The organism is Bradyrhizobium sp. HKCCYLRH3059 (assembly GCF_051168035.1).
In the GTDB taxonomy this organism is placed as follows: Bacteria; Pseudomonadota; Alphaproteobacteria; order Rhizobiales; family Xanthobacteraceae; genus Bradyrhizobium.
In genome coordinates this window covers 635,318-650,366 of record NZ_JBNPUF010000003.1, presented here as the reverse complement: position 1 = coordinate 650,366, position 15,049 = coordinate 635,318, and the positions used below count along the sequence as shown (strand labels likewise).

13 protein-coding genes are annotated in these 15,049 nt (G+C 65.9%); all 13 read right to left on the bottom strand.

Annotation, left to right across the window (positions count from 1 at the left end):
* Nucleotides 1–32: 32 nt before the first annotated feature.
* The 13 genes from mmsB to ytfQ all read right to left on the bottom strand — a co-directional run bounded on the left by mmsB (nucleotide 33) and on the right by ytfQ (nucleotide 14,970).
* Nucleotides 33–1,223 carry a multiple monosaccharide ABC transporter permease gene (gene mmsB / locus ACQR13_RS13755; RefSeq protein ID WP_316167685.1) on the bottom strand — a complete coding sequence of 397 codons (1,191 nt, stop codon included), beginning with the start codon at nucleotides 1,221–1,223 and terminating at the stop codon, nucleotides 33–35.
* Between the two features lie 21 nt (nucleotides 1,224–1,244).
* A complete protein-coding gene (mmsA, locus tag ACQR13_RS13750) occupies nucleotides 1,245–2,795 on the bottom strand; it encodes a multiple monosaccharide ABC transporter ATP-binding protein (protein ID WP_315750337.1) in 1,551 nt (516 codons plus the stop codon).
* An 82-nt stretch (nucleotides 2,796–2,877) separates the two neighbouring features.
* On the bottom strand, nucleotides 2,878–3,948 hold the full coding sequence (chvE, locus tag ACQR13_RS13745) for a multiple monosaccharide ABC transporter substrate-binding protein (RefSeq protein WP_315750336.1): 1,071 nt from the start codon (nucleotides 3,946–3,948) through the stop codon (nucleotides 2,878–2,880).
* Nucleotides 3,949–4,057: 109 nt separating this feature from the next.
* Complete coding sequence (locus ACQR13_RS13740; protein ID WP_434862910.1) at nucleotides 4,058–4,939, bottom strand: SMP-30/gluconolactonase/LRE family protein; 882 nt, start codon at nucleotides 4,937–4,939, stop codon at nucleotides 4,058–4,060.
* A complete protein-coding gene (locus ACQR13_RS13735) occupies nucleotides 4,939–6,018 on the bottom strand; it encodes an aldose epimerase family protein (protein WP_316167680.1) in 1,080 nt (359 codons plus the stop codon). Before ACQR13_RS13735 ends, ACQR13_RS13740 begins: the two co-directional genes overlap by 1 nt.
* 4 nt (nucleotides 6,019–6,022) lie before the next feature.
* Nucleotides 6,023–6,949: a Gfo/Idh/MocA family protein gene (locus ACQR13_RS13730; protein ID WP_434862904.1), complete on the bottom strand. Its 927-nt coding sequence runs from the start codon at nucleotides 6,947–6,949 to the stop codon at nucleotides 6,023–6,025.
* 2 nt (nucleotides 6,950–6,951) lie between these two features.
* Complete coding sequence (locus ACQR13_RS13725) at nucleotides 6,952–7,881, bottom strand: dihydrodipicolinate synthase family protein (RefSeq protein WP_315718204.1); 930 nt, start codon at nucleotides 7,879–7,881, stop codon at nucleotides 6,952–6,954.
* A gap of 9 nt (nucleotides 7,882–7,890) precedes the next feature.
* Nucleotides 7,891–9,627, bottom strand: coding sequence for an IlvD/Edd family dehydratase (locus ACQR13_RS13720; protein WP_315718202.1), 1,737 nt, complete (start codon nucleotides 9,625–9,627; stop codon nucleotides 7,891–7,893).
* Nucleotides 9,624–10,367 (bottom strand): FadR/GntR family transcriptional regulator, encoded by a 744-nt coding sequence (locus tag ACQR13_RS13715; protein ID WP_315718201.1) that lies wholly within the window; start codon nucleotides 10,365–10,367, stop codon nucleotides 9,624–9,626. Before ACQR13_RS13715 ends, ACQR13_RS13720 begins: the two co-directional genes overlap by 4 nt.
* On the bottom strand, nucleotides 10,364–11,359 hold the full coding sequence (yjfF, locus tag ACQR13_RS13710) for a galactofuranose ABC transporter, permease protein YjfF (protein WP_315718200.1): 996 nt from the start codon (nucleotides 11,357–11,359) through the stop codon (nucleotides 10,364–10,366). The genes ACQR13_RS13715 and yjfF overlap by 4 nt, the downstream gene beginning before the upstream one ends.
* The gene (locus ACQR13_RS13705) at nucleotides 11,356–12,348 is read right to left on the bottom strand and encodes an ABC transporter permease (protein ID WP_315718199.1); all 993 of its coding nucleotides are present in this window, start codon (nucleotides 12,346–12,348) and stop codon (nucleotides 11,356–11,358) included. Before ACQR13_RS13705 ends, yjfF begins: the two co-directional genes overlap by 4 nt.
* Nucleotides 12,345–13,895: a sugar ABC transporter ATP-binding protein gene (locus tag ACQR13_RS13700; RefSeq protein ID WP_316175846.1), complete on the bottom strand. Its 1,551-nt coding sequence runs from the start codon at nucleotides 13,893–13,895 to the stop codon at nucleotides 12,345–12,347. Before ACQR13_RS13700 ends, ACQR13_RS13705 begins: the two co-directional genes overlap by 4 nt.
* A gap of 109 nt (nucleotides 13,896–14,004) precedes the next feature.
* Nucleotides 14,005–14,970: a galactofuranose ABC transporter, galactofuranose-binding protein YtfQ gene (gene ytfQ / locus ACQR13_RS13695; protein ID WP_315718196.1), complete on the bottom strand. Its 966-nt coding sequence runs from the start codon at nucleotides 14,968–14,970 to the stop codon at nucleotides 14,005–14,007.
* Between the last annotated feature and the right edge of the window lie 79 nt (nucleotides 14,971–15,049).

Below are 15,049 nucleotides of genomic sequence, written 5' to 3'. Positions count from 1 at the left end.
CGCCCTGTCAGAGAATGTGCGGCGTATAGCGCTCAGCGGCGCTGGTTGTAGACGTCGATGCAGACGGCACCGAGCAGCACCAGGCCCTTGATGACCTGCTGATAGTCGATGCCGATGCCGAGGATGGACATGCCGTTGTTCATCACGCCCATGATCATGGCGCCGATGACAGCGCCGCCGACCCGTCCGACGCCGCCATAGGCCGAGGCGCCGCCGATGAAGCACGCCGCGATGACGTCGAGCTCGAAGCCGAGGCCGGCCTTCGGCGTCGCGGTGTTGAGCCGGGCGGCGAAGATCAGGCCGGCCAGCGCGGCCAGCACGCCCATGTTGACGAAGGTCATGAACACCAGCCGCTCGGTCTTGATACCCGACAGCTTGGCCGCCTTGGCGTTGCCGCCGACCGCATAGATCTGCCGGCCGATCACCGTGCGGCGCGTCATGAAGCCGTACAGCGCGATCAGCGCGGTCATGATGACCAGCACGTTGGGCAGGCCGCGATGCGAGGCGATCAGATAGGTGAAATACATCAATGCGCCGGCCAGCACGACGTTCTTGGCGGCGAAGAAGCCGAACGGCTCGACCTCGATGCCGTGCTCCACTTCGCGCGCGCGGCCCTTGACGCTGGCATAGACCAGAATGAGCGTCAGCACCGCGCCGATCGCGAGCGACGTGGGATAAAGGTGCGCCGCGCTCGGCATGAACTCAGGGATGAAGCCGGACGACAGCTTCTGGAACGTGCCCGGGAACGGCCCGACCGACTGCCCCTGCAGCAGCGCCAGCGCCAGACCCTTGAACACGAGCATGCCGGCCAAGGTGACGATGAAGGAGGGAATGCCGAAATAGGCCACCCAATAGCCCTGCGCGGCGCCGATCGCGGCGCCGACGATCAGGCAGGCGATGATCGCGAGCGGGAAGTCGATGTGATAGCGCACCATCAGCACGGCGGCGACCGCGCCGACGAAGCCCGCAACCGAGCCGACCGACAAATCGATGTGCCCGGTCACGATCACCAGCAGCATGCCCAGCGCCATGATGACGATATAGCTGTTCTGCAGCACCAGGTTGGTGAGGTTGAGCGGCTGCAGCAGGGTGCCGTCGGTCATGAACTGGAAGAACAGCATGATCACGAACAGCGACAGCAGCATGCCGTAGCTGCGCAGATTGTTCTTCAGGAAGCCGCTATGCGACTTCTCTTCCGGGAGCGAAACCGTCTTGTCGGTCATTGCTGGCGTCCTCCCGACCGCTTACGCGGCCGTCTCCTGGTTCTTGATGGTTTCGTTACGCATGATGGCGCGCATGATCTTTTCCTGCGTCGCCTCCGGCCCGGCGAACTCGCCGACGAAGGCGCCGTCATTCATCACGCAGATGCGGTCACAGATTCCGAGCAGCTCCGGCATCTCCGATGAGATCACGACAACACCCCGGCCGGCATCGGCGAGCTCCTGGATGATACAGTAAATCTCATACTTTGCGCCAACGTCGATGCCCCGCGTCGGCTCGTCAAGGATCAAGACCTTGGGATCGGTCATCAGCCATTTCGACAGCACGACCTTCTGCTGGTTGCCGCCGGAGAGCTGGCCGGCCTCCTGATAGACGTCGGAGCAGCGGATGCGCATCCGGCCGCGGTAGCCGGACGCCGCCTTGAGCTCGGCGATGTCGTCGATCACGCCGTTCGGCGCGACCTGGGATAGGCTCGCCAGGGTGATGTTCTTGCGCACGTCGTCGGCCAGGATCAGGCCGAGCTGCTTGCGGTCCTCGGTGACATAGGCGAGGCCGGCATCGATGGCCGCCGGTACGCTGTTGAGATTGACGTCGTGGCCTTCGAGGCGGGCGCGGCCCGTGATGTTGACGCCCCACGAGCGGCCGAACAGGCTCATGGCGAATTCGGTGCGTCCCGCGCCCATCAGGCCGGCGATGCCGACGATCTCGCCGCGGCGCACCTGGAAGTTGACGTTCTTGATCACTTGGCGGTCGGAATGCTGCGGGTGGTAGACCGACCAGTTCTCGACCGTGAACACGGGCTCGCCGATCTTGGGCTGCCGCTCGGGGAAGCGGTGCGCCATGTCGCGATTGACCATGCTCTTGATGATGCGGTCCTCCAGGACCGGCTCGGCGCGGCAGTCGATGCTGTCGACGCTGCGGCCGTCGCGGAGCACCGTGATGCGATCGGCGACGCGGGCGACCTCGTTCAGCTTGTGCGTGATCAGGATCGAGGAGATGCCCTGCTCGCGGAAGGTGACGAGGCGGTCGAGCAGCGCCTGGCTGTCGGCCTCGTTCAGGCTCGCGGTCGGCTCGTCGAGAATCAAGAGCTTGACGCGCTTGGACAGCGCCTTGGCGATCTCGACCAATTGCTGCTTGCCGACGCCGAGATCGGTGATCAGCGTATCCGGCGATTCCTTCAGGCCGACCTGGGCCAGCAGTTGCTGGGTGCGCCGGTAGACCTCGTCGCGATCGATGACGCCGAAGCGTTGCGGCGCATGCGACAGGAAGATGTTCTCGGCGATCGACATCAGCGGGATCAGCGCGAGCTCCTGGTGGATGATGATGATGCCGAGCGCCTCGGAATCGTTGATGTCGCGGAAGCGCCGCTCCTCGCCCTCGAAGATGATCTGGCCCTCATAGCGGCCATAGGGATAGACGCCGCTCAGCACCTTCATCAAGGTCGACTTGCCGGCGCCATTCTCGCCGACCAGGGCGTGGATCTCGCCCGCCTCGACCGTGAAGCTGACGTCGCGGAGCGCCTGCACGCCCACGAAGCTCTTGCTGACGCCGCGCATCTCGAGGATTGCCGTCATCGCCCTGTTTCCCGCAACACTTGAGCCGCCCTAAACGAGAGTAGCCGGCGAGCGCATGGCCGCGCTCGCCGGCCGGTTGAGATCACTCGACCTGCGACTTCTTGTAATAGCCGCTGCCGATCAGAACCTTCTCCCAGTTGCTCTTGTCGACGACGACCGGCTTGAGCAGATAGGCCGGGACGACCTTGACGCCGTTGTTGTAGGTCTTGGTGTCGTTGACCTGCACCTGCTTGCCGCTCAGCGCAGCATCGACCATGTCGGCGGTCACCTTGGCGAGGTCGCGGGTGTCCTTGAAGATGGTCGAGTACTGATCGCCGCGCAGGATCGCCTTGACGGACGGCACTTCGGCGTCCTGGCCGGAGATGACCGGCATCGGCTGGTTGCCGCTGCCATAGCCGACGCCCTTCAAGGAGGAGATGATGCCGATCGAGAGGCCGTCATAGGGCGACAGCACCGCGTCGACACGCTTGTTGCCGTAATAGGCGCTGAGCAGGTTGTCCATGCGGGCCTGGGCGGTGGCGCCGTCCCAGCGCAGGGTCGCGACCTTGTCCATGCCCTTCTGACCGGACGCCACCACGAGCTTGCCGGAGTCGAGATAGGGCTGCAGCACCGACATCGCGCCGTTGTAGAAGAAGTAGGCGTTGTTGTCGTCCGGAGAGCCGCCGAACAGCTCGATGTTGAACGGGCCCTTGCCGTCCTTCAGGCCGAGCTTGTCGACGATCGACTGCGCCTGCAGCACACCGACCTGAAAATTGTCGAAGGTCGCGTAGTAGTCGACATTCGGCGTGTCGCGGATCAGGCGGTCATAGGCGATCACGGTGACGCCCTTCTCCTTGGCCTGCTTCAGCGCGTCGGACAGCGTGGTGCCGTCGATCGCCGCGATGACCAGCACCTTGGCGCCCTTGGTGACCATGTTCTCGACCTGCGAGAGCTGGTTCGGGATGTCGTCCTCGGCATATTGCAGGTCGGTGTTGTAGCCGCGCTCCTTCAGCACCTTGACCATGTTGTTGCCGTCGTCGATCCAGCGCGCCGACGACTTGGTCGGCATCGCGATGCCGATCGTCGGCTTGCTCTGGGCCATTGCAGCGCCGGACAGGGCCACGGCGCCGAGGCCGGCCAGCGCGGCGGCCATGATGGTCTTGAAATTCAGCATGCTTCACTCCCTCTAAGATTTTCAGATTTGAACTAGGAATACGCGATTGCGTATCTTGATACCAGATGGCTGTTAGGCTGAACGACGCTCGACTCGATTGTTCCTCCTCTCAGATCGACAGCTTGACGTCAGGCTCGGCGCGACCGTGAGCGCCGACCTCGAGAAGGAAAGTCTGGCCATGGCCGGGGTCGGCCGCCTTGGCCGCCGCGTCCATGTCCTGCCAGGCCGACGTGACCAGCAGGCGCGACAGACCGGGGCCGACGAACGCCGGGCAGCTCGCCTGGCTGGCCGGAACCGCGATGCTGCGGAGATGCTCGCCCTGCGGGCTGTAGACATCGACGCAACCGCCGCCCCAGCGTGCGTTCCAGATGCGCCCCTCGGCATCGACGACGGCGCCATCCAGCCCCCCGACGCCGGCATGGCGCAGCAGGACCTCCGGCTCACCGCGCGGCAGGCCCGTCTCCGGGTCGAGTGCGACACGATAGAGGACGTTCTCGTCGGTGTCGGCGAAATAGCCGATCGTGCCATCCGGCGAGAAGCAGATCGCGTTGGGAATGGTGACGTTGGGGAACAGGCGGATGATCTCGCCGCGATGCAGCGCGTAGATCGAGCCCAGGCCGCATTCGGCGTTGCGGCCCATGGTGCCGATCCAGAACGTGCCGGAGGGATGAACCCGGGAGTCGTTCGACCGCGTCGCCGGATTGTCGGCTTCGAGCGGCAGATACAGGGATAGCGCACGGTCGGCGATGCTGCGGATGTAGAGCCCGTCCTCGGCCACGATCAACTGCCTGTTGGCATCGATACGGCCGAGCGCGCTCGCCATCCTGCCGAGGCCGTGGCGGCGGAGTTCACCGCTGCCGATCTTGGCCTCGAACAGCAGGCCTTCACGAATGTCGAACCACCAGGCGGTGTCGGTGTGGGGATCGTAGGTCGGCCCCTCGCCGAGATGGCAGCGCTCGTCGCAGAGGATCGTGGTCGGCACCTGCTCCATCATGCGGACGCTCCCGCGGTCGAGAAGCGATACACCGTCTCGTGCTTGTAGACGTCGTCGGGCGCAAGACGCGCGCTGGGAAAATCCGGGCGGTTCGGACTGTCCGGCCAGACCTGCGGCTCCAGGCAGAGCGCGTCGGATTGACGATAGACACGCCCCTTGCCGGTCACGGTCCCGTCAAGATAGTTGCCGGAATAGACCTGCAGGCCGGGCTGATCGGTCAGCAACTCCATGACGCGCCCCGAGCGCGGGGACGCCAGCCGGGCGGCCAAGCGCACCCCCGCCTGCTGTCGAAGGCAGAAATTATGATCGTAGCCGCGACCGCATTTGATCTGCGGGTCGTCAGCGCGGATGCGGGCACCGACCGCATGCGGCTCGCGGAAATCGAACGGCGTGCCGGCGACGGCGTGCGGCGGCCCTTCCAGCGGGATCGCGGTTTCGTCGATCGCGAGATAATGGTCGGCTTCGACGGTCAGACGATGATCAAGGATGTCGCTGCCGGCGGCCAGGCCATCGAGATTGAAGAAGCTGTGGTTGGTCAGGTTGACCACCGTCGTCCGGGTGGTCCGGGCGCTGAAGCTGACAGCCAACTCCATCGGCCCGGTCAACTGATAGGTGACACGAACGTCGAGCCGCCCCGGATAATTGGCCTCGCCGTCGGGACTGACATAGAGCATCGTGACCGAGGGCTGGGCGCCGTCTTCGGTCGCGACGATCTGCCAGAGCTTGCGGTCGAAGCCGTCGGGACCGCCATGCAATGCATGTGCACCATTGTTGGCGTCGAGGCGCAGATCCTGACCGTCGAGCGAAAAGCGCGCCTTGGCGATGCGGTTGGCGTAGCGCCCGACCGTCGCACCGAAGAACTTTCGGAGCTTGACGTAGCTCAGCAAGTCGTCATGACCGAGCACCACGTCATCGACAAGCCCCTGCGCATCCGGCACCAGCAGCGTCTGCAGCGCCGCGCCGTAGGTGATGATCCGCGCCTCGAAACCGTGAGCGCCACGCAAGGTGACGCGCTCGACCTCGCGGCCGTCCGGCAGGCTGCCAAACACATCCCTGGTGATCCGCGCTTCTGCCATCGCTCTAGTCCTCGAACGGCTCGACGAATTGCCGGCGGCCGAGCAGGAACGCATCGGCCACCAGCCGCAGCGGCGCAAGATCGACGTCACCAGCGCCGGTCTTCGTCAGCTCGACGAAGCGACGATAGAGGCCGGGATATTCGCGTTCCTTCTCGTCGACCATCGGCTGATCGTCCGCGGTCATCCGCGCGCCGCCGAGCGACAGCTTCAACTGCCCGGCGTCGGTCTCGATCCGGATGTCCCAGCTCTGCGGCCCGGTCTGGCGGAAGTCGAACTCGGCCGCGATCGGCAGGTCGCTGGCTGTCGACAGTGACAGGTTGGCCGCGATCGGCGCCTGGCGGTTGGACGGAAACGACAGTTCGGCCTCGGTCAGGAACACCGGCTCGGGCAGGATGCGGGTCAGGATCGACAGCGCGTTGATCCCCGGATCGAACACGCCGAGCCCGCCCGGCTCCCAGATCCAGGCCTGTCCGGGATGCCAGACGCGCACGTCCTCCTTCCAGTCGATCCGCACGCTGCGGATCTGACGCGACGACAGCCACGCGCGCGCCGGCTCGACGGCCGGCGCATAGCGCGAATGCCAGGTCGCGAACAGCGTGCGCTGCTTGGTAGCCGCGAGCGCGATCAATGGATCGAGCTCGCTGACCGCCGCACCCGGCGGCTTTTCCAGCATCACGTGCTTGCCGGCCTCGAGCGCGGCCTGCGCCTGCGCGCGGCGCACCTGCGGCGGCGTGCATAGCGAGACGGCGTCGATCTCCGGCCCGTCGCGCAGCAGCTCCTCGATGGTGCCGAAATGCGGCAGGCCTGGCAGAGAGGCGTTGCGGCTCGCCACCGCCGTCAGGGTCACGCCCTCGGTGGCGGCGATCGCCGGCACGTGCTGATCCCTGGCGATCTTACCGAAGCCGACGATGGCGACACGAAGCTCACTCATCTCTAGCGTCCCCAGCGCAGCACGACTGGGTCGAGCCGGCGCGCAATCTCGATCAGTCCCTTCTGGGTCGCCGGATGAATTGGCGGCTGCGGCGCTCGCAGCGTGTCGTGGCGGATCACGCCGCCCGCCTTCATCAGGATCTTGCAGGTGGCAAGCCCGCACTGCCGGTTCTCGTAGTTGATCAGCGGCAGCCAGCGCTCATAGGCCGCCGCCGCGGCCTCGCGGTCGCCCGCGAAATACGGATCGATGATCTTGCGAATGCCATCGGGATAGCCGCCGCCGGTCATCGCGCCGGTGGCGCCCGCGTCGAGATCGGCCATCAGGGTGATTGCCTCCTCGCCGTCCCACGGACCTTCGATCGCCGGGCCGCCTGCCTCGATCAGCGCGCGCAACTTGTCGGCCGCACGCGGCACTTCGATCTTGAAATAAGCGAGGTTCTCGATCTCCTTGGCCATGCGCGCCAAGAACGGCACCGATAGCGGCGTGCCGGCGACCGGTGCGTCCTGCACCATGATCGGGATCGAGATCGCGTCGGAGACGCCGCGATAGAATTCATAGATCGAGGTGTCCGGCACGCGGAAGGTCGCGCCGTGATAGGGCGGCATCACCATGACCATGGCAGCGCCCTTCTCCTGCGCCCGGCGCGAACGCTCGGCGCAGACAAAGGTCGAGAAATGCGTCGTGGTGACGATGATCGGCACGCGGCCGGCAACATGCTCCAGCACCGTGGTCATCACCAGATCGCGCTCGTCATCGGTCAGCACGAACTGCTCGGAGAAATTGGCGAGGATGCAGATGCCGTGCGAGCCGGCATCGATCATGAAGTCGATCGCTCGCTTCTGGCCTTCGAGGTCGAGACGGCCGTCGGCGTCGAACACGGTCGGCGCAACCGGGAAGACTCCCTTGTAGAGCTTTTTGGCGGAAGCGGTCATGGGCCCCTCTCAGTGATTGTCGCGCGGCACGGGCGAGCCGGTGCGGCCGACGAGGAAATCGAAATCGACGCCGCGATCGGCCTGCAGCACGTGATCGATGTAGAGCTTCTGATAGCCGCGGGCCGCATGCGGCTTCGGCGGCGTCCAGGCGGCGCGGCGTGCGGCCAGTTCCTCGTCGCTGACATGCAGATGCAGCCGGCGCGCGGCGACGTCGAGCGTGATCATGTCGCCGTTCTTCACCAGCGCCAGCGGTCCGCCGACGGTAGCCTCCGGCGCGACATGCAGCACCACCGTGCCGTAGGCCGTGCCGGACATGCGCGCATCGGAGATGCGGATCATGTCGCGCACGCCCTGACGCAGCACTTTCGCAGGCAGCGGCATGTTGCCGACCTCGGCCATGCCCGGATAGCCCTTCGGCCCGCAGTTCTTCAGCACCATGATGCAGGACGCATCGATGTCGAGATTGTCGTCGTCGACCGCGTCATGCATCTCCTCGACGCTCTCGAACACGACCGCGCGTCCCGTATGGTTCATCAGTTCCGGCGAGGCCGCCGACGGCTTGATGACAGCGCCGTTGGGGGCGAGATTGCCGGTGAGAATGGCGATGCCGGCTTCCGTCTTGAACGGGGTCTCGAACGGTGTGATGACCTCGGCGTTCCAGTTCGGAGCCTCGGCGACATTGTCCCACAACGTCTTGCCGTTGACGGTGCGCGCGTCCTTGTGCAGCAGGCCGCGCTCGCCGAGCGCACGCAGCACCGCCGGCAGGCCGCCGGCGTAATAGAAGTCCTCCATCAGGAAGCGGCCCGACGGCATCAGGTCGACCAGGCAATGCACGTCGCGGCAGAGCCGATCGAAATCATCGAGCGTCAGCTCGACGCCGACACGGCCGGCGATCGCGAGCAGATGCACGACGGCATTGGTCGAGCCGCCGATCGCGGCCAGCGTGCGGATCGCGTTCTCGAACGCCTGGCGCGTCAGGATATCCGACGGCTTGAGATCCTCGCCGACCATCTGGACGATGCGCCGTCCGGCCATGCGGGCCAGCAGGTTGCGCCGCGCATCCGCAGCCGGAATCGCCGCATTTTCCGGCAAGCCGATGCCGAGCGCCTCGACCATCGAGGCCATCGTCGAGGCCGTGCCCATGGTCATGCAGCTGCCGGCGGAGCGGTTCATGCCGGCCTCGGCCTCGTGGAATTCCTTCAGCGTGATCTCGCCGGCACGCAGCTGCTCGCTCATCGAGATGATGTTGGTACCGGAGCCGATGATCTGGCCACGATAGACGCCGCGCAGTTGTGGGCCGCCTGAAACACCGATCGCAGGCAGGTTGGCCGAGGCGGCGCCCATCAAGAGCGCCGGCGTGGTCTTGTCGCAGCCCATCAGCAGCACGACGCCGTCGAGCGGGTGGGCACGGATCGCCTCCTCGACATCCATCGAAGCGAGGTTACGGAACAGCATCGCGGTCGGGCGCATCGTCACCTCGCCGAGCGAGGAGACCGGAAACTCCAGCGGATAGCCGCCGGCATCGAGCACGCCCTGGCGGACATGCTCGGCGATGACGCGGAAATGCGCGTTGCAGGGTGTCAGCTCCGACCAGGTGTTGCAGATGCCGATGACCGGACGGCCCTCGAAGCGATCCTGCGGCGTGCCGCTGTTCTTGAGGAACGAGCGATAATAGAAGCCCATCTTGTCCTGGCGGCCGAACCACGCCTGGCTCCGCAGCGTCTTCTTCTCGTTGTCGTTGCTCATTCCCGGTCCGTTCGTGCAGCCGACTGGGCATGGCGCCGCCGGCCGTTGTAGATGACTTCGATCATGGCCTCGGAGGCGCCGTCGGCGTCTCCATCGGCGATCGCGTCGATAATGCGCTGGTGCCAGACCAGCACGGTGTCGCGATCGGCGGTCTCGATCGGGGCGCTCAGGACGAACGAGGCGCGCAACGCGGCCTCGATGACAGCGCCGATCGAGCGCATGAAGGGATTGCCCGAGGCGTTGGCGACCGCGATGTGCAGCGCAAGGTCAGCCTCGGCGAAAGCAACCGATGTCGATGGCTCGCGCTCCATCTGCGCCATCGCCTTGCGCATCGCCGCGACGTCGTCATCCGTACGGCGTTCCGCCGCGAGCGCCGCGGCGCGCGGCTCGATCGCCAACCGGATCTCGGCGAGGTCGGCGAGGAAGCGCTTGTCGATGCCCGCGTCGAGGTGCCACGCGAGCACGTCGGGATCGAACATGTTCCAGTCCGAGCGTCCGCGCACCACGGTGCCGACGCGGGCCTTGGTCGACAGCAGACCTTTTGCAACGAGGGTCTTCACGCTCTCGCGCAGCACCGGCCGTGAGACGCCGAAGGTCGCGGTCAGTTCGGCATCACCCGGCAGCCGCGCCCCCTCGGCCAGTCGGCCGGAGATGATGTCGATGCCGATGCTGCGGGCGACCTCGGCATGGTTGGAATGCGCGCGCCGGGTCGGAATCGAGACGATGTGCGACGTCGTCATGTCGGCGCCCCCATCGGCTTGGCCCCTGCGGGTTTGACGGATGAGCGGCGCGCGAGCGCCATCAGACCTTGTTGCAACGCAATGAAGACGAACAACAGAACCCCCGTGGCGATCTTGGTCCACCAGCTCGACAGCGTGCCGTCGAAGTTGATGTAGGTCTGGATCATGCCCTGGATCAGGACGCCAAGGAAGGTGCCGATGACCGAGCCTTGTCCGCCCGTCAACAAGGTTCCGCCGATCACCACGGCCGCGATTGTATCGAGCTCGACGCCAACGGCCGAGAGCGAGTAGCCGGCCGCGGTGTAGAACGAGAAGACGATGCCGGCGAGGCCCGCAAGCACGCTCGACAGCATATAAATGCGGATCGTCATCGGCCCGACCGGAATGCCCATCAGGGCTGTCGCCACACGGCTGCCGCCGAGCGCGTAGACGTTGGCGCCAAACCGGGTCAAATGCAGCAGCAACGCGCAGAGCACCAGGATCACGAGCATCGCCATCGCGATCGCGGTGAGCCGTCCGCCGCCTGGCAGCCGGATCGCAAAGTCGGAGACGGCACTGTAGATCGGAGCGGTGATCGGAATCGACTCGGTCGACAGCAGGAAGCTGACGCCGCGCGCCAGGAACATGCCCGCGAGCGTCACGATGAAGGGCGGCAGCTCAAATACGTGAATGACCGCCCCCATCGCGGCGCCGAACAGCGCGCACAGCACGAGCACCATTGCGAACGCGGCAAACGGCGGAATGCCCCAGCGCTCGACCGCCAGAGCCACGAACACCGTCGTGAAGCCGATCACCGAGCCGACCGACAGATCGATGCCGCCGGAGATGATGACGAAGGTCATGCCGGCCGCGACGATGCCGAGGAAGGCGTTGTCGGTGAGCAGATTGGCGACGACGCGGGTCGAGGCGATGTTCGGGAACTGCAGCGCGCACAACGCGAAGCCGGCGACCAGCACGAACGCCGTGATCGCAACCGAGGTCGAGGCCTTCATGGCTTGGTCCTCCGCCAGCGCGCGGTGAAGCGCGAGAGATCGCCGAGCCGCGGCGATTGCGCCAGCAGCACGGCAAGTACGACGACGGCCTTGACCAGCAGATTGAGCTCCGGCGGATAGCCCGACAGCAGGATGCCGGTGTTCATGGCCTGGATGATAAGCGCGCCGGCCACCGCCAGCACCAGGCTGAAGCGGCCGCCAAACAGCGAGGTGCCGCCGATCACGACGGCGAGGATCGCATCGAGCTCGAGCCACAGCCCGGCATTGTTGGCATCCGCCCCCATGATGTCGGCGGCCGCAATGACGCCCGCGAGCGCGGCGCACAGTCCGCACCAGACATAGACCGACAGGATCATGGCGCGGGTGCCGACGCCCGACAGCTCGCTGGCGCGCGCGTTGCCGCCGGTCGCCTCGATCAAGAGCCCGAGCGCGGTGCCGCGCACGACCGCCCCCGTCACCAGCAGCATGCCGATCGCGATCACGACCGGCGTCGGCAGGCCGAGCACGGCGCCGTTGCCCATCCAGACCAGATCGGGCGACGTGAACGTGACGATGCGCCCCTCGGTGATGAGCTGCGCGATGCCGCGTCCTGCGACCATCAGGATGAGCGTTGCGACGATCGGCTGGATACGCAAGAAGGCAACGAGGATGCCGTTCCAGAGCCCGCACACCAGACCGACAGCGAGCGCGGAGCCGATGACCACCGGCAGCGAATGCGTATCGGCGAGGCTCGCCGCGGTGGCGCCCGCGATCGCCATCACGGCACCGACCGAAAGGTCGATGCCTCCGGTCGCGATGACGAGCACCATGCCCAGCGACAGCAGCGCCACCGGCGTGCCGCGGTTCAGGACGTCGATGACGCTGCCGAACAGCCGGCCGTCCTGCAGATGGAGATTGAAGAACTGCGGCGACACCGCGCGATCGATGATCAGGATCAAGATCAGTGCGAGCGCTTGTGCCAGGCCACGGCGGGGAATGCGAAGCGTCATGATGCGGCCTCGCGCACGGACTCGGTATCCGCAGCGATCGCCGCAAGAATGCTGGAGACCTCGACGGCGTCGCCCTTCAGCTCCTCGACATGGGCGCGGTCGCGCAGCACGATGACGCGGTTCGAATAGGTCACGATCTCGTCGAGCTCGGAGGAGATCACAAGCAGCGCCAGCCCCTGCTCGCACAGCTCGCGCACCAGCCGGATGATCTCGGCATGGGCCCCGACGTCGATGCCGCGCGTCGGCTCGTCCAGAACGAGGAGCTTCGGCGACGTGGCGAGCCAGCGCGCCAGCAGCGCCTTCTGCTGGTTGCCGCCCGACAGCAGCCCGATCGGACGTTCCGGATCCGGCGGCCGGATGTCGAGCATGCGGATGTAACGCATCGCGATCTCGTCCTGCTCGCGCCGCGACAGTGGCCGGTGCAGGCCGCGCCGCGCCTGTAGCGCCAGCACGATGTTCTCGCGCACGGTGAGGTCGGCAACGATGCCCTCCGTCTTGCGCTCTTCCGGACAATAGCCGAAGCCGAGCCCGGCGGCATCGCGCGGCGAATTCAGCCGGACGGTCTCACCGTTGACGGTGGCCGCGCCGCTGTCGGCGCGCTCGGCGCCGAACACGAGCCGTGCCGTTTCGGTGCGTCCGGAGCCGAGCAGGCCGGCGAGCCCGACCACCTCGCCGCGGCGCAGCTCGAGATCGAACGGCGCAAGGTAGCCCTGCTTGCCATAGCCCTTGAAACTGATGCAGACCTCGCGCGCCTTGTCCGGCTGGCTCGCTGCGCGTTCGTGGGTGGTCTCGGCCAGCTCCCGCCCGAGCATCATGCGGATCAGGTCGAGCCGCGGCAGATCGGCAATCTCGCGCGTGCCGATCAGCCGGCCGTTGCGCAGCACCGTGACGCGGTCGCAGATCTCATAGACCTGATCGAGGAAGTGGCTGACGAAGATGATGCCGATGCCATCAGCCGCGAGCTTTCGCATCACCTTGAACAGGATCTCGACCTCGTGGCGGTCGAGGCTCGCCGTGGGCTCGTCGAGAATGAGGACGCGCGCCGACAGATCGACGGCGCGCGCGATCGCCGTGATATGCTGGACCGCGACCGAGTAGCTCGAAAGCGGTGCGCCGACGTCGATGTCCAGCCCATAATCCAGCAGCAGCGCATGCGCGCGCCGCCGCATCTCGGCCTCGCGCACGACGCCGAACCGCGTCGGCTGCCGGCCGAGATACAGATTTTGCGCCACCGAGAGGTTCGGCAGCAGATTGACTTCCTGATAGACGGTGGCGATGCCGGCATCGACCGCGTCCTTGGCCGAGCGCGGCGCGATCTCCCGATCGGCCAGCCGCACGGTGCCGGCGTCCCGCGCGAAAACGCCGGTGACGACCTTGATCAGCGTCGACTTGCCGGCGCCATTCTCGCCGAGCAGCGCGTGGATCTCGCCCTCACCCAGCATGAAGTCGACATCCTGCAGCGCCTTGAGCGCACCGAAGCTCTTGGTGAGGCCGCGGATCTCCAGAAGAGACGGACGCATCGCCGGCGGAGCTGAAGGATCAGACATGACGAACTACTTGGGCAAGACCGGAAAGTCGACGCCCGCACGCGATGCGGGCGCCACGATTGATTTCCGTCGTCCCGGCAACAGCCAGGACGACGGCGAGATCTTCGGCTCAGTAGCCGAGCCCCTTCTTGCTGTCGTAGACCTTCTGCGGATCGTCAGTCGCGGTGTAGAGCTTCGATTCCGTCTGGATCCACTTCGGCGGAACGGTGCCCTTCTCCTTGAAAGCCACGATTGCGTCGAACGCCGGGCCCGCCATGTTCGGCGTCAGCTCGACGGTGGCGTTGGCTTCGCCGGCGGCGATCGCCTTGAAGATGTCCGGCACCGCGTCGATCGAGACGGTCAGGATGTCCTTGCCCGGCTTGAGCCCGGCTTCCTTCATCGCCTGGATGGCGCCGACCATCATGTCGTCGTTGTGGGCATAGACCGCGCAGATCGACTTGCCGCCGTTCTCGGCCTTGATGAAGCTTTCCATCACTTCCTTGCCCTTGGCACGGGTGAAGTCGCCGGTCTGGCTGCGAACGACCTTCAGGTTGGCGTTCTTGGCGACGACGGCGTCAAAGCCCTTCTTGCGGTTGGTGGCGACACTGGCGCCGACCGTGCCCTGCAGCTCGACGACGTTGCAGGCCTTGCCGCCGACCGTCTTGGCGAGCCATTCGCCTGCCACCTCGCCCTCATGCACGCTGTCGGAGGTGACGGCGGTCAGATAGAGATCCTTGCCGGAGGGATCGATGTCGCGGTCGAGCAGCACGACCGGGATCTTGGCTTCCTTGGCTTCCTTCAGCACCGCGTCCCAGCCGGAGGCCACGACCGGCGCGAGGAAGATCGCGTCCACGCCCTGGGCGATGAAGGAGCGGATCGCCTTGATCTGGTTCTCCTGCTTCTGCTGGGCGTCGGCGATCTTCAGGTTGATCTTGCGCTTGGCGGCTTCAGATTTCGAGACCGAGGTCTCGGCGGCGCGCCAACCGGACTCCGATCCGATCTGCGAGAAGCCGACGGTCAGCTCCGCGGCGCCAGCGGACGTGGCGAGCAACAACGCGGCCGTTGCCGAGGCCGCAAAGAGGGCTTTCAGGGTCATCAGACGTTCTCTCCCAAAAAGGTACTGTTTTTTGATGCGCCGCCGCGAACAGCGGTGCCGACGCACCTATTCACCCGCC